17 protein-coding genes and 1 pseudogene are annotated in these 20,679 nt (G+C 34.0%); 1 reads left to right on the forward strand and 17 read right to left on the reverse strand.

What is annotated here, in order from left to right; genetic code table 11:
* Nucleotides 1–168: 168 nt before the first annotated feature.
* The 9 genes and pseudogenes from nagE to AC1RPX_RS00910 all read right to left on the reverse strand — a co-directional run bounded on the left by nagE (nt 169) and on the right by AC1RPX_RS00910 (nt 10,565).
* Nucleotides 169–2,151: an N-acetylglucosamine-specific PTS transporter subunit IIBC gene (nagE, locus tag AC1RPX_RS00870; RefSeq protein WP_481760988.1), complete on the reverse strand. Its 1,983-nt coding sequence runs from the start codon at nt 2,149–2,151 to the stop codon at nt 169–171.
* Between the two features lie 343 nt (nt 2,152–2,494).
* The gene (locus tag AC1RPX_RS00875) at nt 2,495–3,868 is read right to left on the reverse strand and encodes an FAD-dependent oxidoreductase (RefSeq protein WP_481760989.1); all 1,374 of its coding nucleotides are present in this window, start codon (nt 3,866–3,868) and stop codon (nt 2,495–2,497) included.
* Nucleotides 3,868–4,887 (reverse strand): hypothetical protein, encoded by a 1,020-nt coding sequence (locus tag AC1RPX_RS00880; RefSeq protein WP_481761150.1) that lies wholly within the window; start codon nt 4,885–4,887, stop codon nt 3,868–3,870. The genes AC1RPX_RS00875 and AC1RPX_RS00880 overlap by 1 nt, the downstream gene beginning before the upstream one ends.
* A gap of 18 nt (nt 4,888–4,905) precedes the next feature.
* Nucleotides 4,906–5,382, reverse strand: a pseudogene (locus AC1RPX_RS00885) (helix-turn-helix domain-containing protein); the annotation flags it as partial.
* A 574-nt stretch (nt 5,383–5,956) separates the two neighbouring features.
* Nucleotides 5,957–6,826 carry a methylenetetrahydrofolate reductase gene (locus AC1RPX_RS00890; protein WP_481762168.1) on the reverse strand — a complete coding sequence of 290 codons (870 nt, stop codon included), beginning with the start codon at nt 6,824–6,826 and terminating at the stop codon, nt 5,957–5,959.
* 456 nt (nt 6,827–7,282) lie between these two features.
* Nucleotides 7,283–7,768 carry a methylated-DNA--[protein]-cysteine S-methyltransferase gene (locus tag AC1RPX_RS00895; RefSeq protein WP_481760991.1) on the reverse strand — a complete coding sequence of 162 codons (486 nt, stop codon included), beginning with the start codon at nt 7,766–7,768 and terminating at the stop codon, nt 7,283–7,285.
* 11 nt (nt 7,769–7,779) lie between these two features.
* Complete coding sequence (locus AC1RPX_RS00900; protein WP_481760992.1) at nt 7,780–8,628, reverse strand: YitT family protein; 849 nt, start codon at nt 8,626–8,628, stop codon at nt 7,780–7,782.
* Between the two features lie 127 nt (nt 8,629–8,755).
* A complete protein-coding gene (locus tag AC1RPX_RS00905; RefSeq protein WP_481760993.1) occupies nt 8,756–9,943 on the reverse strand; it encodes an iron-containing alcohol dehydrogenase in 1,188 nt (395 codons plus the stop codon).
* A 154-nt stretch (nt 9,944–10,097) separates the two neighbouring features.
* Nucleotides 10,098–10,565, reverse strand: a complete 468-nt coding sequence (locus tag AC1RPX_RS00910) for a DUF2798 domain-containing protein (protein WP_481760994.1) — start codon at nt 10,563–10,565, stop codon at nt 10,098–10,100.
* Between the two features lie 174 nt (nt 10,566–10,739).
* Here AC1RPX_RS00910 and AC1RPX_RS00915 point away from each other — a divergent pair, with 174 nt between their 5' ends.
* Nucleotides 10,740–11,108 (forward strand): DUF1304 domain-containing protein, encoded by a 369-nt coding sequence (locus tag AC1RPX_RS00915; protein ID WP_409021750.1) that lies wholly within the window; start codon nt 10,740–10,742, stop codon nt 11,106–11,108.
* A 48-nt stretch (nt 11,109–11,156) separates the two neighbouring features.
* On the opposite strand, the gene dhaM is transcribed toward AC1RPX_RS00915, so the two are convergent.
* From dhaM to AC1RPX_RS00955, 8 genes are all read right to left on the reverse strand, one after another.
* Nucleotides 11,157–11,525, reverse strand: coding sequence for a dihydroxyacetone kinase phosphoryl donor subunit DhaM (gene dhaM, locus AC1RPX_RS00920; protein ID WP_481760995.1), 369 nt, complete (start codon nt 11,523–11,525; stop codon nt 11,157–11,159).
* A complete protein-coding gene (gene dhaL / locus AC1RPX_RS00925; protein ID WP_481760996.1) occupies nt 11,522–12,106 on the reverse strand; it encodes a dihydroxyacetone kinase subunit DhaL in 585 nt (194 codons plus the stop codon). The genes dhaM and dhaL overlap by 4 nt, the downstream gene beginning before the upstream one ends.
* Nucleotides 12,107–12,120: 14 nt before the next feature.
* Complete coding sequence (gene dhaK, locus AC1RPX_RS00930) at nt 12,121–13,116, reverse strand: dihydroxyacetone kinase subunit DhaK (RefSeq protein ID WP_481760997.1); 996 nt, start codon at nt 13,114–13,116, stop codon at nt 12,121–12,123.
* Between the two features lie 180 nt (nt 13,117–13,296).
* A complete protein-coding gene (fba, locus tag AC1RPX_RS00935) occupies nt 13,297–14,160 on the reverse strand; it encodes a class II fructose-1,6-bisphosphate aldolase (protein WP_481760998.1) in 864 nt (287 codons plus the stop codon).
* A gap of 162 nt (nt 14,161–14,322) precedes the next feature.
* Nucleotides 14,323–16,056 (reverse strand): adenine deaminase, encoded by a 1,734-nt coding sequence (ade, locus tag AC1RPX_RS00940; RefSeq protein WP_481761144.1) that lies wholly within the window; start codon nt 16,054–16,056, stop codon nt 14,323–14,325.
* Nucleotides 16,057–16,065: 9 nt separating this feature from the next.
* The gene (locus AC1RPX_RS00945) at nt 16,066–17,853 is read right to left on the reverse strand and encodes an adenine deaminase C-terminal domain-containing protein (RefSeq protein ID WP_481760999.1); all 1,788 of its coding nucleotides are present in this window, start codon (nt 17,851–17,853) and stop codon (nt 16,066–16,068) included.
* Nucleotides 17,854–17,881: 28 nt separating this feature from the next.
* On the reverse strand, nt 17,882–19,216 hold the full coding sequence (locus AC1RPX_RS00950) for an NCS2 family permease (protein ID WP_481761000.1): 1,335 nt from the start codon (nt 19,214–19,216) through the stop codon (nt 17,882–17,884).
* Nucleotides 19,217–19,426: 210 nt separating this feature from the next.
* Nucleotides 19,427–20,527 (reverse strand): lactate oxidase, encoded by a 1,101-nt coding sequence (locus AC1RPX_RS00955; RefSeq protein ID WP_481761001.1) that lies wholly within the window; start codon nt 20,525–20,527, stop codon nt 19,427–19,429.
* Between the last annotated feature and the right edge of the window lie 152 nt (nt 20,528–20,679).

Genomic DNA, 20,679 nt, shown 5'->3' on the forward strand with positions numbered 1-20,679 from the left:
ATGGCCTCCTTCATTTTATGATGCGCTTACAGTCACTATACCATGCCGGTTTGCCAATACCAATTACAACTTATTAAATGAGTCATATTATTATATATAAGCTTTTTTATAAACCAGCTACCTATACCAAAAAAGCAGACCAAAAGTTTTGGCCTGCTTCATTTATTCTTATTTAGTTTGAACAATTGCCGAAACTTCATTGGCTTTAACTGTCTCATTCAAATGATCAAACGTTATATTAGACACTTTATCCATATTCGTTAAAACGACCATCATCGTTGTTTCCTTACCAGCAGCTTTAATTGCGTTTAAATCAACTCGCGCAACTAAGTCACCTGGTTTAAGAGTTTCGCCTTCAGAAATAGTCACTTCAAAAGGTTTACCTTCTAATTGAACGGTATCAATTCCCATGTGTAATAGGACTTCTAATCCCGTTTCAGTCGTGATACTAATTGCATGTTTCGTTGGAAAGATACTTGCTACTTTACCAGCAACCGGTGTATAAATTTCGCCATTAGCTGGTTCGACTGCATAACCATCACCCAACATTTTTTCAGCAAAGGTAGCATCTTTAACATCCGAAATAGACATTAATTCGCCCTCTGCAACCGTATAAAACGTTTCACTACCAATAACCGTTGAATCATTATGATTAGCTGTAGCGCTTGATTTATCCGTCTCAGCCTGTAACTTTTCATTACTTAATGAAATAGAATCAGCCTTTGACTCATATAACTTACCAAGCTCGTCAGCAACAAATTGAACTTCAGTTCCAATAACGACTTGAATATTTGTTTTATCGATAACTTTAAACCCAGCAGCACCTGATGCTTTAAGTGCATCTTCATTAATATGGCTTGTATCTTTAACTTGTAGACGAAGACGGGTTGTACAATTATCAACGACTGTTAAATTATCTTTACCACCAATAGCAGCGTAAACAATTTGAGCTTGTCGTGCATATTTGTCATCCCCTAATTCAGGCGATAGTTGAATATCTTCAGTAATTGGTTCGCGACCTGGTGTCATTAAGTTAAATTTCTTAATGGCAAAATTGAATAGTGTGTAATAAATAATTGCCATCACAACACCTTGTACCAACAGCATTAGTGGCATATTAGCCATTGGTACACGTATACTCAAGACGTAATCAACTAAGCCCGCACTAAATGTAAATCCAGCTGTCCAGTGCATAAATGCGGCAAAAGCTAAAGATAACCCGGTTAATGCCGCATGAATGACGTATAAAGGCCATGCAACGAACATAAATGAAAATTCTAAAGGTTCACTCACGCCTGTGAAAAATGATGCAAATGCACCAGCTAGCATCAATGAGCCAACTTCTTTTTTACGTTCAGGTAAAGCATTTCGATAAATGGCATACGCACCAGCTGGTAGCCCAAACATCATGATTGGGAAAAATCCTGCCATGTACATACCTGTAGTTCCTTTAATTCCTGTATTACTCCAAAAGTTCCCGATATCATTAATTTTAGCAACGTCGAACCAAAATACTGAATTCAACGCTTGATGTAATCCGGTTGGAATTAAAAGCCGGTTGAAGAATCCGTATAAACCAGCTCCAACCCATCCAAGTCCAACCATAAACTTACCAAATGCAACTAACCAAGCATAAACAACTGGCCATGCAAATAATAAAGCTAAGGTAACAAAAATCATTACCAATGCTGACATAATGGGTACTAATCGTTTCCCACTAAAGAATGAAATAGCCATTGGTAACTTCACACTATGGAAACGATTATACATTGCTGCCGCAATTAATCCGGCAATAATCCCAATAAACACATTACTACTGATAGAACTAAATGCAGGATCAACATCTGTTACTTTTACTCCTAATAAAGCCGCAACCGAAGTCGGTTCCAACATTTTAACTGGAATTTCAAATGCAACAACACCAGCTAACGCAGCTGCGCCATCCTTGTTAGTCGACATTCCTAAAGCTAAACCAGCAGCAAATAATAATGCTAGATTACCTAGAATTGCGTTTCCGCCGGCCTGCATAAATGCCGCCGCAAACCAATCTTGTGGCAACCAAGTTCCAATTCCAACCAGTAATGCTGCTGCCGGTAGTACTGCGATAGGCAACATTAACGAACGTCCCATTCTCTGTAAATAACTTTTCATTTTTTATCCCCTTTTTTTCTTATAAAAACTATCATACAGGTTAGACCAAAAAAATTCAAATCAAATACAAATCAAGTGAAAAACGTGTATACAAGGCTTTAGAAAATAAATTAAACATCTATACCAATTTTATTTTTTAGACAAAAAAAAAGTTGCTTAATTATATTAAGCAACCAACTTTTTAGAAAACAAGCGTCCCCACACTAAATTTTCTCTTCGATATTCTGTGTCCTAATCAATAAACTCTTTGAATCATTTATTTACAAGACTTATTATGCCATGTAATTCCCCATAAAAAATATTAATATTTGAGGGTTAACTCGCAAATTTTGACATTTACAGCTTATTTACTGATATGACGGTCTTTTGTCCTTCTCGTAAGGGCAACTTCATTTAAAGTATTTAACGCTTTATTGTATTCAGGATTAAAATAAAAATCCATTGATGATAATTTAGCCATCGTCATTTGCATATTAATAGCTACTGACATGATATTAATCATATCTAAAATATCATGTTTCGAATAAATTTGTGCACCAACAATGACTTCAGTATCTTTCCTGTACACAACTTTTATAAGTATTTTGGAACCATTTTTAACGTAATCATATTGAATCTTATTTTCAATTGTATTGGATAGAACATCCAATCCGATATATGGTGCGTTTTCTTCAGTGACACCTGTCGTTGCTAAATAATGACCGAATAAGTTCATCCCCGCTGTTCCTTGCGTCGTTTCAACTTTAACAGGACTAAATAGACCCGTACAGTTATACGCCGCCACAATTGCACCTTTAATAGCGTTATTAACAAGAGGTTGATACTCTCGACGTTGGCTGACAGTTTGTTTAAATCCGGCATTATCACCTGCTGCATAGATGTCTTTATCACTTGTCTGCATGTAATCATTGATTTTAATGGTATTATTTTGATTAAGTTCAACAGCGTCTCTCAAAAAATCATTGTTAGGTTTTAATCCAACCGAAAAAACGACTAAATCACAGGCGATTTCTTGGTCAGTTGTCGAAACGCTAACTATTTTGTTATTCTCATCCACATTAATAGCATGAACATCATTTTTTAATACAATCTTTATCCCTTTTTCTCTTAAATCATCAATTATCCGATTACCAATTTCTTGATCTACGTACCGTGTCAAAACACCTCCCATAGCTTCAACTACTGTAACATCAACTTTTTCGCCTTTACGTCCCTCATAAATTGAGCTAGCTAATGCAAGCCCCACTAATCCTGCACCAACAATTAAAATACGCCTATTAGTTGGGCACAACTGTTCCATAGCCTTTTTTGATTCTTCTAAATTTTTATAAAAAACAACATTTTCATTATCTATCCCTTTAATATGTGGTTTAACAACCTTAGACCCATTAGCTAAAATTAATTTGTCATAGTTGCTGTAACTGTATTGTTTATCTGCATTAACAAAGTATAAACGTTTATCCTCCGTACTAACGTGCAACACTTCAGTACCAAGCATCAATTTAATACCTTCAGACTCTAACGCAGCAGGTGTCGCATAACTCGCTTCTTCTAAGTTATCAATAACCCCATCAAATAACAAATTAATTCCAGATGAGATATAGCTAACGCTATCTTTCATTTCCATAATAATTACTTCGGCATTTGGATCTGATTTTGAAATTGTTCTAGCGGCAGCTATCCCTGCGTGCGTTCCGCCGATAATGACATACTTCATTATTTTTCCTCCAAGCTTTGCGTGTTAATTTTTCTAACCTTATCAATTTCTAAAATTTCATTTACGACATCAGTAATAACTTGATCTGAACTAACACCAATTTCTGACATCACATATAATGGTGAATTAAATTGATCTTGGTTAACACCCATCCTATTTGTCACAATTAAATCATATTCTTTACCTTCTTGATAAATTTCTACTTGAGCGTTTAAAACGCTGCTTAAAACACGTTCCATAATGATTACGGTTAGTTTTTCCATAATTGGATCACGATTAATTAATAAGCCAATTTTTAAAACGTCATCAAACTCGAAGTTTAAAATATTCAAGATATATAAATACTGATTTTGTAGATAATATAAATCATCTGGCGAATTTAAGCCATCGAACTGTGTAACAGATTGATACGCCGTCAATAATTTTTGAATGATCTGCGAAAAGTCTTCTCGTTCTAATGATTTACGATTAAATTCCATAATTGTTCGATTATAACTAAAACTTTCACCTTTAAATATGGCTAATTTGCTGTATGAATTAAATAAATTATAAGAAATTTTTGAATCCCGTTTGAAGTAAGTATATTTCTCAATATCACTCCAAAAAAGACTAATTGCACTATTGATGGGTGTTTTTTTATCAATATCGTCATCTTTAATTTGAACATATAATTCAGAATCGTTTTTAATTAAATCAAATCCAATTAAAAAGTAATAGAACCCAACAGCATCTTCTTCAGAAAAGGAAAGTGAATATTTTTTTAAAAATCTAAAAAGACTTAATTTAACTTTACTGTATGCGAGATTATTTTTGATTAATTCACGAGAAATAGGCGTTAATGTCTGAACATGTTGCTCTTTATATGAATTAATTCGAATATAAATTTTAAGCCATAGAAAAACTCTAAGTTTCTCGTCGTCTTTCCATCCTAAGTCATATTGTTCATCTAAAACATTAACGTAATCGTTAATCGTCTCATTTCTAGATAAGAGTTCTTCGCGATCAGTGAATGGAACCACCCTAATGAAAAAAAGGTAATAAAAATAATTCAGTTGAATTTTAGTCCCAACTAATCGTCGATTTTTAATTTTTAGATCAAATCCTGCTAACGTTTCATTTAATTCTTTAATTCACCTTGTTATTGACGACCCACTGATATGTAATTCGTTCTCAAGATCAATTAAATTCAATGTTTCATTCGCATACAAATACATTATTATTTTGTATTTATACGATTCTCTTAAAAAATCAGTACTAATATTCGATAAATTTGTCGTACCATCTACTTCAAATTCAACGTTATTAGCGCTCACTTCAAAATGAACATGACCTGAAGCGGTAGCTTCCTCAAGCGTTATTTCAATATTTTTTAGGTACATTCGTAAAGAATTACCAGATATTTGGAGTAATTCCATTAATTTTTTCTTACTTAAATAACCACCATGTGTTTGTAATAGTTCTAGTATTTGGTTAAAAGTTCTTTCCTGCCCATCTAAAAAATCTTCCATATACATAAAAAAATCCCCAGCTTCACTTGACCACTTACCCAATACGATTAAAAAGGCCAATTTAATTTAATTCTATTAATATGTTACCGCGAAAAGTGATAAATTGGTATTAATAATTTTATTTTTAATTTTATTTAATTTACCCCTTGCATTTTCGGTATATACTTGTTATATTAAATGAGTAACCTAATCAATAAAACTTATTCAGTACCTCCCCCAAGGACTGAATACCAAAATCAATCCCCCAATTGATTTTGACTGTTTTACCCTTTTCGACACTGTAACTTATGTTACGATGTCGTTTTTTTTTGCCTAAAAATAAGTATTTACTCTTTCAAAACCTAACTTTATCAATGCTTATACGCTAAATATACCTAACTTCTTTATTCTCTTTTATTTAACATAATTTCGTCACACTTTCTTCATAATTACTTGTTATTATATAAACATACCTTAATTAAATAACTTTTAACTTTAATTTGTTCTCCCAAACAAATTAAAATGATAATTAATTTCTTCCCGAATATTAATTATCCCTACTCCTTTTAATCCATTACCTCTCCCAGGTAGTGGATTTTTTTTATTGGCCTTGCATAATTTCAATGATTGCTTGATAGTCTGAACCTGGCGTCACTATATGAACACCATTAAAAAGGTTTGATAACGATTCAATTAAATTTTGCGAAGCTGCAATACCGACCTTACGTTCATCATTTTGCAACGCCGCTTGTTTCAATTCTGCCATAAACTTATTTGGTAGTTCAATACCCTGAACGTTATCTTGAATAAATTGAGCACGCTCAAATGAAAGTATCGGCATTACACTGATAAAAATAGGTATAGCCACTTCATTAATGGTGATCCAATCTTTTAATCGCTGAACATTTGTCATATCAAATACCGGTTGCGTGATAATATAATCTACTCCTGAATGAATTTTTCGATTAATATCTTCAAATTCAAAATCTAAATTTATCGCATTAATATTAAATGCCCCACCAACTTTAAATTGTGATTTACTATTTAATTCACGATTAGATGGCGATATTCCTTGATTCATTTTTTTAATTGTTGTAATTAATTGTTGCGATGTTAAATCATAGACATTTGTGGCACCTTGTATTTTTGTAGGATTCCCTTTAATAATCATTAAATTATTTAAACCAACAGCACTTAATCCCATTAATTTAGATTCTAATCCGACTAAGTTGTAATCCCGTGTTGTTAAATGTAGGATTACTGGAATCTGTTTTTCACTAAGTTTATATCCCAATAATATATTTGAAACGCGGGGCATCCCTAAAGGATTATCCGTAATTGATAATGCGTCAATATCTAATTTCATTAGTGCGCTAGCACCTTTAAAAAAATTATCCAGATTAAGCGTGCTTGGCGTATTCCACTCAACTAAAACCGTTTTGGTCATTTTCACTTTCTCTATAAAATTCAAAATACCTTCCTCCAAATCAAATTTCATATCACCTTACAATGTTAATTGTAAACTAACAAAACTGTCACATGCCTATGTTTTAATAAATAAAGCCGTATACTATAAATATACACACAAGATACTTTGTGTGTAACTTAATTCTACTATAAAAAAATACGATTATATTTTAGTTTAATTTTTCATCTAGATCTAACCTACTCCCCCCAGAGTCTCGAATAGATTAGTATTTTCTCACCACTACTTTTAAAAGTAGTGGTGTTTTTTTTACATTTATAGTTTTTCTTTTTAACGTCATATTTTCTTCACATTTACTTGTTAGAATAACTTCATACCTTAATTAATAACTTTTAATTTTAATTTATTTCCCCGAATAAATTAAATAAGATGATCAACTTTCCCCGAAGTTAATCACCCTTACCCTTTTCCGACATTGCCTCCCCTTGTAATGTCGGTTTTTTATTTGCGTTCTATTTCTAGTAGTTGCTTTTTCATATTAATCCCACCGCGATAACCCCCTAAGCTGCCATCTTTTCTTAAAATACGATGACAAGGTATTACAATTAATATAGGATTACGACCAACTGCACTAGCAACAGCGCGAATTGCTTTAGGATAATCAACTTCTAAAGCTAACTCAGAATACGTTCTCGTTTCACCGTATGGAATAAGTTGAAGTTGTCCCCAAATTTCTTTTTGCAGCATCGTCCCACTCAAATTAAAATCAACGGGGATCGTAAATTTTTGAATTTCATGGTCAAAATAGGCTTGTAGTTCTTCAATTATACTTTTAAAAATCTTGTCATTCTCTTCGAATTTAGTTCTTGGATAAAATATTTCAATTTCACTTCTTAACCCATTAGGCGACCCAACAAAACTCAATCCTTTATCAGTCATCCCTAGCCAAAAATAATCCGTGCCATTAAACCAATTCATTAAGTACATGTCAAAATCTCCTATTCAATCCCAGACAAATTTGCGCCATGAACTTCTGCGATATTATATACGATGATAAATGCATTTGGATCAATCGTATGCACCTTATTTAACATTTGTTGATAATTTTGATTTTCAACAATAATCATCAACATTTCTTTGCTTTCACCTGAATAACCACCTTTAGCATCAAAGATTGTTAGACCTCTATCTATAGTTGTATTAATATCTTCTTTTAATTTTTTTAATCCCTCTTCTGTACTCATCACATATAAAACTTTTTTACGGTCCAATCCCGTTTCAATATAATTCATAATTAAATACGTGATTATTAAAGAAAAAATCGCTAAAATAAATGCTTCAGAACCCGAGACAAATATATTGAAAAAACACACAATACCATCAATTATTAATAGACTGGTTGCAGGTTTAATATTGAAATATTTTTTGATTATTAGTGGTGGAACCGTTGTTCCACCACTGGATGCATCAATTCGATAGAGAATTGATATTCCCACCGCAAAAACTGCGCCACCGACAATAACAGCTAATAATCTATCCTCGACAATATTTATTTGAGGCGTAATCGCTAAAAATAACGGTAATACAAAACTACCAATCATAATTTTTTTAGTCGTTGAACGCTCTAACATAAAATAAGCCAAGATCAATAGCGCCATGTTAATGCTCAATAATACAATCGAAACGTTCCAATTAAAAGCTGTTTCTAAAAGGATTGCAATACCAGTTGCACCACCAACCGCAACTTCTTGTGGTGCGTAGAAAAAATTAATACTTATTGCAATCATTTCTAACCCAATTAACATTAATAAAAATTGAATAACTTGTGGTTTCATCCTATTTATCATAAAGGCCCTCTTTCTGTTCTAAATTTGTAACCCCTTACTATTTAGCATACCGAATTTTATATCATAAAACAAATTTTCGATTTATGGCACAAAAAAAGCATCTCTAAACAGAGATGCTTTTACTACTTTATTCGAAACTTTCAGTTGTCATTGAAGCTTTGTATAAATCAATAACATCATTTACTGACATATCAACATAAACAGCACTATCTAATTTTCCAACTCTAACAGCTGATTCAGCCATTACTTTAAAGTTTGTTTCTTCATTGATGTCAACACCGGGTAACGTTGTTGGTACACCTAACGATTTAACCCAGTCATAAACTGATTGAATAGCTTTATCAGCAACGACTTGGTCATCATCATCTTGAATATGCCAAACATTGCGACCAAATTTAGCAAACTTAGAAACCGTATCCGCAGATAAAACGAATTTCATCCAACGAGGTGTTATAATACCTAGCCCAACACCATGAGTAATATCGTAGTACGCTGATAACTCATGTTCAATAGAATGGGATGTCCAGCCATCTTGATAACCTAATCGCATAATACCATTTAATGCCATTGTTGATGACCACATTAAATTAGCACGAGCATCATAGTTATCAGGTTCCGCAACTGCAATTGGTGCCCATTTAATAACTGTTCGCATGATACCTTCAATCATACCGTCAGAAACATCATTATTTTTTTCTTTATCAAAGTATTGCTCTGTCAAATGAGAGAAAATATCAATTGAACCAGCAGCAGTCTGCCATTTTGAAACACTCATTGTTAATGCTGGATCCAAGAATGAAACAGCTGGTGTTTTGGGACCAAAACTACCTATTTTTTCATTTGTTTCTGGATTTGAGATAACTGATCCAGCATTCATTTCAGTACCAGTAGCTGCTAACGTTAAAATATCGACAAAAGGTAATTGATCAATTTTGAAACGTTTTGAGGGGTCTAATGATAAATCCCAAGGATCTCCTTCATAAAATGCTGCTGAAGCAATCATTTTTGAAGCATCAACAACAGAACCACCACCGACAGCTAAAATAACATCAATTTTATTTTCTTTAGCTAACTTTTGACCTTCACGAACTGAACCCACTTTAGGGTTTGGTTCGATTCCTGCTAATTCAACAACATTTAAATCACTCAAAATTTTCTTTACTTTGTCATATAAACCTGAACGTTTAATTGATCCACCACCATATGTTAATAATACATTGGGACCAAATTGTGCAACCGCATCATGTAATTCTGTTTCGATACGATCTGAACCAAATCGAATATCAGTTGTATTTTTAAATTGAAAATCTTTCATAAATATAATCTCCTTTGTATTTTGAAGTTATAGTCAAAGTTATTTCAAATGAACAACTACATTATAACCCCTTTAGGCGATGTCATTCCAATACAAGCCTTTACTAAAAGAAGATTCACCATTTTACTGGTGAATCTTCTATAAATATAAACGATTATTGTGTGACTCTTTTAGCTTCATCTTTTGCATGAATCATGCTTAAAATTTTTCTTGAAATTGGTCCAACAATAATTAGTTGTAACGGTACCGCAACAATAATATTGTGTCCAACAGTAGAAAGATAAGCAGACCAGAAATGAGCAGGCATACCACCTTCAATAAGTAACCCATAAAGTGACATAAAAGCGACCATTCCACAAATCATCATTCCTGAGATTGCGAGAATCATTTGCCACATTTTATCATGATTAAGAGGTAACTTATCAGCAATTGCCATCGCAATTTTACCGACAACTAAAACATCTAAGATAAAAGCAACAATAAAACCAGGAATGAATCCAAGTAATAACGTCACAAGACCTAGTTTTCCGACTAATAATAAATTGTATGCACTCATAACGAAAACCATCATCGAGCACATTAATGTTGTAAAAATAATTCCTTCTTTTGCATTTGTTGGCATATATCATTCTCCTTAATAACTTTAATAAAATATAATGTTACACAAAATAACTCACTGTCATAAGTCTTTTTTTTGAATATTAAAGCATTCTCATTGTAAGCGATTAAATCGATTGATTGTGCTACCAATTACATTACGTTATACTATATCCATAACGATTAAGGGGAGATTTCTATGTTAATTGCACTTATATTATCTTGGATTGTTGCACTTGAACACTTATTTATTATGATTCTTGAACTATTTTTCTCAACTAGTTCAATCGCTCAAAAAGCCTTTGAATTAAGACCAGAATTTTTAAATCAGAAAGAATCAAAAGTATTAATGGCTAATCAAGGGCTATACAATGGTTTTATTAGTATCGGTCTAATGATTGTACTTTTCATTCTAACTGGTGCTGCGCTTAAATCAATGTTGTTGCTTTTTACAGGATTTGTTTTTATTGCTGCTGTTTTTGGTAGTTTAACATCTGCAAAAAAAATAATTTTAGTACAAGGATTACCTGCATTACTGGCCTTTATCGCAATTACTTTAGCTTTATAGACTAACTAAAATAACGTTAATCATTAAGATTAACGTTATTTTTTTACGCTATTTAATTTTTAACGCTTCAAGTTGAACCTCAATATCAGCTAATTTAACATCAGCCTCTAAAAGAGATGCAGCAGTATAAGCACTTTCGATTAAAGCTGTATCGTACAGATGAACTTTTTTATCTGTGAATTCCATGACCATATTTAAATTCATCTTAGCACTTCCTAAATCATAAAAAGCTAACAACTCATCGGCACTATTTTCGTCAAAAGCTGCTTGGATTTTATCAAATGATGTACCAACTCCGTTATCATCAGTCCCACCAGCTGTTGTGATTGAGACACTTGCTGCAACTTGATCTAATAGTCGCTTGATACCTTCTGCAATTTCAGGAACATGCGATACAATTACAACCCCATATGTCATACTAGCACCCCCGTTTCCAGTAATGCCTCAAATAAATAGCCACTCGACATAGCTCCTGGATCAACATGACCGACAGAACGTTCTCCGAGATATGATGCACGTCCCTTTGTTGCAACAAGCTCTTTGGTTGCTTCAACATCTGCTTGTATTTTTTCAACTGTTATTTGCTTCATTTTAATATCCCCTAAAACTGGATTCCAAACATCAATCATGGTTTTAGCTCCAACATCTGAATCACCGCGTCTTTTAATACCATCTAGTCCCGCAGCTATTAATTTAGCTGGATCATTTGTTTCTTTACTTAATTTAGACATTTCAATAAAAGCCGTTCCATAAAGTGGCCCAGAAGCACCACCAACAGATTTAATAAAGGCCATTGCGACACTTTTAAATAAGTCTGATAAGGATTCAAATTTTTGATTTTTTAATAAATCTTGAATTGTTTCGGCACCACGAGCCATATTATTTCCGTGGTCTCCATCACCAATTGGTGTATCTAGCTCACTCAAATAAGCTTTATTTTCACTTATTTTCTCTGAAAAAATCTGGAACCATTCTGTTGTATTTTCAATTGTTAGCATTTTATTATCTCCTCTTACCAAGCGATTGTATCTACCGTATAATTTAAATAAGAAAGCCATTTATCATCTTCAATTTTAAATAATGTCAAAGAAATTCCAGCCATATCTAATGATGTCATATAATTACCGACCTTTGTAAATGCGACATCGACTTTTTTATTATTTAATTGATCAAGCGTATCGTTCATAAAAATATATTGTTCCATTAACGGTGTTGCTCCTAATCCGTTAACTAAAACGGCATATTTATCATCAGATTTCATATCAAATGCAACTTTTAGTTTACTTAGTAACTCTTCAACCAATTCCTTAGAAGGTTTTAATTTTTCACGACGATATCCGGGTTCACCATGAATTCCTACGCCATATTCAACTTCATCATCTGCAAGTTCAAATCCTGGTTTACCAACTTCTGGGACGGTCGCACCACTCAATGCAATCGCAATTGTTTTAATATTTGGCATCACTTTTTTAGCAAGTTCATCTATTTCATCTAATGTAGCTCCTTGATCTGCAGCAGCACCCAATATTTTATGCATGAACACTGTTCCCGCAACACCACGTTTTCCTTGTGTATATAGACTATCTTCAACTGCAATATCATCATCTACAACAATTGATTTCACTTTAATTTCATCTATTTCAGCAAATTCTTTGGCCATATCAAAATTCATGACATCGCCGGAGTAATTTTTCACAATACAGAAAACACCTTTACCGTGATTAGCAGCTTTGATTGCTTCATAAATTTGGTCTGGCGTGGGTGAAGTAAAAACTTGTCCAGCAACTGCACCTGACAACATACCGGGACCTACAAAACCAGCATGGGCAGGTTCATGTCCACTTCCACCACCACTAATGAGTCCAACTTTATCTTCCATCGATGCCACATCACTTCTAACCATAGCTTCCGTACTATCAATTTTACGTAGGTATTGTGGATAAGCCTTAACTAACCCATTAACCATTTCACTTACAATATTTTTTGGATCATTAATTATTTTTTTCATAGTATCCCCTTTTCTGTCTGTTTTAGGTACTTCTCCATTATATTGCAAACGTTTACAAATAACCAATTAAACTAGCTTTTATTAATAATTCCATGACCATTCAATTCTCAAGACACAAAAAAAGAGTTTCCAAAATCATAACGATTTTGAAAACTCTTTTTGAAAGAACTAAATAATAAATTATTTAGCTGCGCTTGTACCGAACCATTCAATACGATCTTCAACAAGATCAGTGATTGCTTTTGTACCTGGTGCAAATAATTTACGAGGGTCATAACCTTTACCTTGTTGGTCTTTACCTTCTTCAATATATTTACGAGTAGCAGCAGCGAATACTAATTGACATTCAGTATTAACGTTGATTTTTGAAACACCCATTTTAATAGCTTTTTGGATTTGGTCTTTAGGAATACCTGAACCACCATGTAATACAAGTGGTTGTTCGATTACAGCAGCTAATTCAGCTAAGCGATCGAAGTTTAAACCAGTCCAGTTAGCTGGGTATTGGCCATGAATATTACCAATTCCACAAGCTAAGTAGTCGATTCCTGTTGCAGCAAGTTCTTTAGCTTCGTTAACGTCAGCTAATTCACCAGCTCCGACAATTCCATCTTCTTCTCCACCAATTGAACCAACTTCTGCTTCAACTGAGATACCTTTAGCATGTGCTAAAGCAACGATTTCTTTTGTTTTTTCTAAGTTTTCTGCAAATGGTAAATCATGACCATCAAACATAACTGAGTTGTAACCAACTTCGATACATTCTTTAGCAGCTTCAAAATCACCATGATCTAAATGCATAACAACGGGAACAGTGATACCCATTGATTTAATAGTGTCTTGAACAAGGTGTAAAGCTAATTCATATCCACCCATATATTTTGCAGCACCCATTGATGTTTGGATTAAAACTGGAACACCTTTTTCTTGGGCTGCAGCAAGAATACCGCGAGTCCATTCTAAGTTGTTTGTGTTAAAAGCACCAACAGCGTAATGACCTTCACGAGCAGCGTTAAACATACTTGTACCATTTACTAATGACATTTGAAGTCCTCCTAGATAAATTACAATACGTCTGTATTGCATTTTTTAATACAGGTACATTTTAGCACATTTAATCATCAGATAAAACTTTCATTTTTTAAATAAAACTAATTATCAATAATTTTAATATAAAGGCAACCGTTCATCATTGATTTAACAGACTTACACACTAACATCTTCAAATTTAAATTCATTGATATTAATTAAACCCATATCAGTTATTTTCAATTCCGGTATCACCGCTAACGACATAAAGCTTAATGTCATCACAGGATCCACCGTATCATTAATGCCGAGCTCTCTATAAGCAACTTTATTAAATAGTTCAAGCTGTTCTGATATCCATTCTCCAGATTGGTCACTCATCAATCCGCCAATTGGCAATGGAATTGATATTAAAACTTTGTTATCTTTTGTCAGGACCATCCCACCTTGAATATCTTTCAAAGTCTCAATTGCCAACGCCATATCTTGATCATTAGTTCCTGTTGTAATTAAATTATGTGAATCATGTGCAATAGAAATAGCAATTGCCCCATGTTTAATACCGTAATCTTTCAAGACACCCGTGAAAATATTTCCCGTTTCATGGTGCCGTTCAATAACTGAAATTTTAGAAACTGGAATACTTGAATCGTAGATAAAATTACCTAGTTCATCACGACTAACATTAATTTCTCTATCTATTGTAATTGCTTCGTTAGGAATTACTTCAATTGCATGAACTCTATTACTTGTTAGAGGCAGAACTAATTTTTCTTGACTAAAGTTAGCTAAATGGACTGACGATTGGACACTATCAATTGTATAGCTTTTAGTTTCTAGTAAATATTTTCCCTCTTCAGCAACTTTTTCACCAGCAATATAGACACTTGAAATTAGCATATCCGTTAAATCACTAATAATTGTTAAGTCTGCTCTAAGTCCAGGTGCAATAGCACCTCTATCTTTAAGCTCACAACACTCAGCGGTATTAAGTGTCGCCATTTGAATGGCAACTAAAGGATCTATACCTTCTTCGATACAAATTTTCAAACTATTATCTAAATGACCCTTTTCAATAATTGTTTTCGCTTGGACATCATCTCCACATAGAATGGCCCTTCTAGAATTAGTGGTTGTGACACCTTTTAATAGTGTTCTTAAATTATGCGTGACAGATCCTTCACGTAGGAAGACGTACATACCACGGCTTAATCGATTTTGCATTTCTTCAAGGGTTGAGCATTCATGATCATTTTGAATTCCTGCGGCAATATAGGCATTTAAATCTTTGTCATAAACTTGAGGACTATGCCCATCAATTCGTTTATTTAAATTTTTTGCGACCAGTAATTTATCTAAAATATCACTCTCAGCATTAATCACACCAGGGAAATCCATAAATTCAGCTAAGCCACTTGTCTCATTATTCGTGAGTGGTTTAATCATGTCTTTGGCCGAAATAACCGCTCCAGAATTTTCCATTTTTGTTGCTGGAACGCATGAAGGCAGCATGTATTGGATATTAAGGGCTGTTTCTTTAGCTGCATTAATCATATAGTCGAGTCCAACTAGGCCCGCTACATTCACAATTTCATGTGGATCTGCCATGACCGTTGTTGTCCCATGCGGCGTTATTAAACGGCCAAACTCTTCTGGTCCAACGTAGGCAGATTCTATATGAATATGTGGATCAATAAATCCTGGTGAAATATATTGACCATGAACATCAACCGTCTTATCCCCATCATATTGGCCACCGATTCCAGCAATAAGGCCATCAACAATTGCGACATCCCCAGTCATTACCTGTGCATTATAAACATCAATAATTTTGCCATTAGTTAAGACTAAATCAGCAGGAATTCGGCCAGCAGCAACATCAATTAACTTCTTTAAATTTTCTTTTTCCATCATAACTCCTTATCCTTTAAGAGATGATATCTTAATAATTGGATCAACTATTTCTAAAGCGACACAATCTACCATGCCTAAATCAGTAATTGCCAAATCTGGAATTGCCGTAATTGGTAAAAATGACATATAAAATATTGGATCAGGTAAATCACTACCCATTAAATTTGACCCTTTTCTTAGCGCAATTTCGCCAGTTTCAATTTCACTTGGTAATAAGTCGCTCATGATACCACCCACAGGTAATGCTAAAAATGAAATAATTTTTCCATCAATAACAACAATTTGACCACCGCCTGCTTTAATTAATTCATTTGTAGCAATCGACATATCATTTGCATTGACACCCATAACGACAATATTATTATCATCAGGTGCAGAAGATGATGCCATTGCCCCTTTTTTCAAGCCCCATCCAGATGTAAATCCAAGTGCCTGATTTCCATTTTTACCAAATCGTTCTAATACAGAAACTAAAGCGACATCTTTTTCTGGACTAGGTTGTACGATATTATTTTCTATCGTTAATTCAACATCTTTTCTTTTTCGAACAAAAGCACCCTGACTATTAATTGTTTGGACAGTTGCCATTCCTACTTTTTCATTAACTTTATATTCAAAATCTTTTTCAGAGGTTAACTCATGCTTCAACTGGCCTTTAAATAAATTACTTCTGATTGGTGCAATCAACATTTCACTTATTTTTTTATTTTTGGCAACAACTTTGCCCCGACTAATAACCATTTCTACATTAAATGAACTTGGCTGATCAACAATCAATATGTCAGCAAGTCTTCCTGGCGATACAGACCCAACTTGATCATCAATTCGATAAGCTTCAGCACTATTTATTGTTGCCATTTGAATTGCTGTAATTGGTTCTACACCTGCTTGAATAGCTAATTTAACAAGGTTATCAAGATGTCCTTTTTGTAAAATATCAGATGCAGTTACATCATCTGTACAGAAACTAACATGTCGTGCAATTGCTGGATTAACTTCAGTAACTGCTCGAATATTTTCTGCCAAGAAATGTGTAACGGATGATTCCCTGATTAAAATATTCATCCCATTCCGTGCTTTTTCAACAAGCTCCTCATGACTATAACTTTCATGATCTAAGCGAACACCACTTGCTAAATACTCATTCAATTTCAATCCGGTTGCCATTGGTGCACAACCGAAAATGGGTTGGTGATTATTTTGTGCGTGAACCAACGTTTTTAACGTATCTTCATCTTGTGTTTCAACAGCTTCTCTAACCGTTTCCCAGATACCGTAACATTCTGTCCATTTTTGAATTGTTTCTTGAACATCTGAATCGATGTTAAAAGCAATTGTTGATTTTGGAATTGTATATGGTGTCTTATATGGTGCACCCCAAAATAAATTAAGCGGTAATTTTTCTACCTCTTTAAAAACTTCTTGAACACCTTCTAGTCCGGCAACTGATATTGTTTCATCTAAACCAGAAATAATACTCGTTGTTCCAAAAGGTACAACAGCATTAGCAAAACTTGTCATACTCATTTTGCTACATTCAACGTGAATATGTCCGTCAATTAATCCTGGCGTTATATACTTTCCAGTTGCATCTATATGTTCCGTATCATTGCCGATATAAGCTTCAATATTACCTATCGCAACAATTTTCTCTTTATAGATAGCTACATTTGCTTGATAAATCTCACTTGTCATAACATTAACTAACTTGCCATTTTCGATTACTAAATCTGCAGGAATTTTTGCTGCACCTGCAGAAATATAGTCTTTTAACTGTGCTAACGTCTGTGTCATTTAGTTATCCACCCATCAATTTTATATGTTATTGAAGAATATTTAATACGTAAAGTAAGAATAGGAATACAAAGAACAAGATATACATTACAGGCCCGATTTCTTTTCTACGACCTGCTGCCATCATTGTAATTGGGTATAATACGAAACCAAAGGCAATACCATACGAGATGTTGTAAGTTAAAGGCATTCCGACAACCATTAAAAATGCTGGTACTGCTACTTCAAATCGACCCCAATCAATACCCTTTAATGATTGTGCCATTAAAATACCAACAACGATTAAAACGGGCGCCGTCACTTGTGATGTCACAACTGTCAGAAGTGGTGAAAAGAATAAACTTAGAACGAACATAAACCCGACAACTAATGATGTCAGTCCAGTTCTTCCCCCAACTGCAATTCCAGCTGATGATTCAACATAAGCAGCAGTTGGTGTTGTTCCCAGAACAGATCCGGCTAACATTGAAGCAGAATCAGATAATAACGCGCGACCAACTCGTGGCATTTTATTATTTTTCATAAATCCTGCTTGAGTAGCTAACCCGATTAAAGTTCCCGCCGTATCGAAAAAGGCTACCATCAAGAATATTAAAACAACAGACCAAAGTTGAAGTGAGTTAATTTTATGTAAATTTTCAACCCCTACTCCAAATGTTGGTGCCAAACTTGGAACAGAAGAAATAATATGTGTTGGTAATTTGATAAGTCCCATAACTAACCCTAAAATAGTTGTCGCAACCATTCCAATAAAGATTGAGCCAGGAATTTTTTTAGCCATTAAGATAACAATCACAACGAGTCCAAAAATTGTCAGCCATGTAGTTGGCACCGTTAGTGAACCAATCGCGACCAATGTTGATTGGTTTCCAATGATAAGTCCACCTTCTTGTAATCCAACAAAAGCGATAAACAACCCAATACCTGCGGCCATTGCTAATTTTAAGTCATGTGGAATTGCATCTATCACAATTTCACGAATTTTAAAGAACGTAATAAGCATAAAGATAATTGAGGCAACCACAACACCGGCCATTGCCGTTTGCCATGGAATACCCATTCCAATAACAACTGAATAAGTAAAGAATGCATTGTCACCTAATCCTGGAGCAATTGCGATAGGATAATTAGCTAAGAATGCCATCAAGAAACAACCGAACGCGGCAGATATTGCTGTTGCTGTAAACACAGCTCCTTTGTCCATACCCGCAGCGCCCAAAACTTGAGGATTAACGAATAATATATAAGCCATAGATACGAAAGTTGTTAATCCAGCCATTGATTCACGTTTAACCGTTGAACCTGACTCATTAATATGAAATAACCGATCAAAAATACCTGATTTTCCCTCTGTATTATTCATGCAATATAATCTCCCTATGTTGTGATTTTTTATATTATGTACAGTATATTACGCGAATTAAATAAAAAATCAATACAAAATACGCACTTTTGTAGATTTATTAACATTTAAAGTTCGTGTTTTGACTATTTTCAAAAATAAAAAAACTGTTAAAAAGGTTTTAACAACCAATCTAACAGTTTTTAAGTGCTAACTAACTTTTATATTTTTTTAATTTCCGTAAGGATTATCGATTAATTTAGTACGTTTAACTTCATCAATATTATGCGTTCCAGTTAATTGCATTGTTAATTCTAATTCATGTTGGAAGTAATTAAAGACATTTTGAACACCTTTATGACCACCAAGTGCCAAGCCATAAACAACTGGGCGACCGATTGCAACTAAGTCTGCACCACTTGCTAAGGCTTTATAAACATGAGCTCCACGTCTTACACCACTATCAAAGACAACAGGCACACGCTTATCAACAGTTTCTGCTACTTCTTGAAGTGCATCAAATGCAGCGATTCCGCCATCAATTTGACGACCACCATGATTTGAAACCCAGACGCCACCAGCACCTGAATTAATTGCAACACTTGCATCTTCTCCACCTTGGATTCCTTTAACAAAGACAGGTAAACCTGAATATTCTGCTAAGAATTCAACATCTTTTGGACTTAAGCGTTGCTTTGCTGAACCATAAACAGCATCCATTGTTTGACCAACACCACTTTGATAAGCTTGAACAATTGGCATTGCTAGTGGGAAAGTGAATCCATTACGTTTATCTGTTTCACGATTACCACCAACAGTTGCATCAGCAGTTAAAACAATTGCTTTAACCCCATTAGCTTTTGCTTCATCCATAATATTACGATTAATACCATCGTCTTTACTCATATAGAATTGGAACCATTGTGGTTGACCATTAGCTTGACTTGATATTTCTTTAAATGATTTCGTTGCAAATGAACTTGCTGTGTAGATTGAACCATAATCTGAAACACCCTTAGCGCTATCAATTTCACCTTTAACATGAGCTAATGCATGTGCAGCAACTGGTGCCATAATAATAGGCGATGTGATTTCATCTCCGAAAATAGTTGTTTTTGTATCGGGATGATCAATTTCTTGTAACACTCTAGGTCTAATTAGTTTATGATTAAATGCCTTTATATTTTCTTCTAAAGTATACAAATCTCCAGCTCCACTAGAGATATAACCAAATCCACCCTTTGGAATAATCTTTTCTGCATCTTTTTCTAAATCAAAAGCATTAATAACGGTAATATCTTTTTCTAAATCGCTTGTAATGTAATCTGTCATATTAAACTCCCCTTTTATGTTGCACCCAACTTATCTTGTCTAAATAATAGCACTGAATAAAGCATTGTGCAAGCGTTTGCACACATAACTACTAATATTTTTTTATCTATAAATATTAACTACTACTAACACTATTCTATTAATTAAAAATG

It is taken from the genome of Dellaglioa sp. CoH-56-MRSF-14, assembly GCF_056782115.1.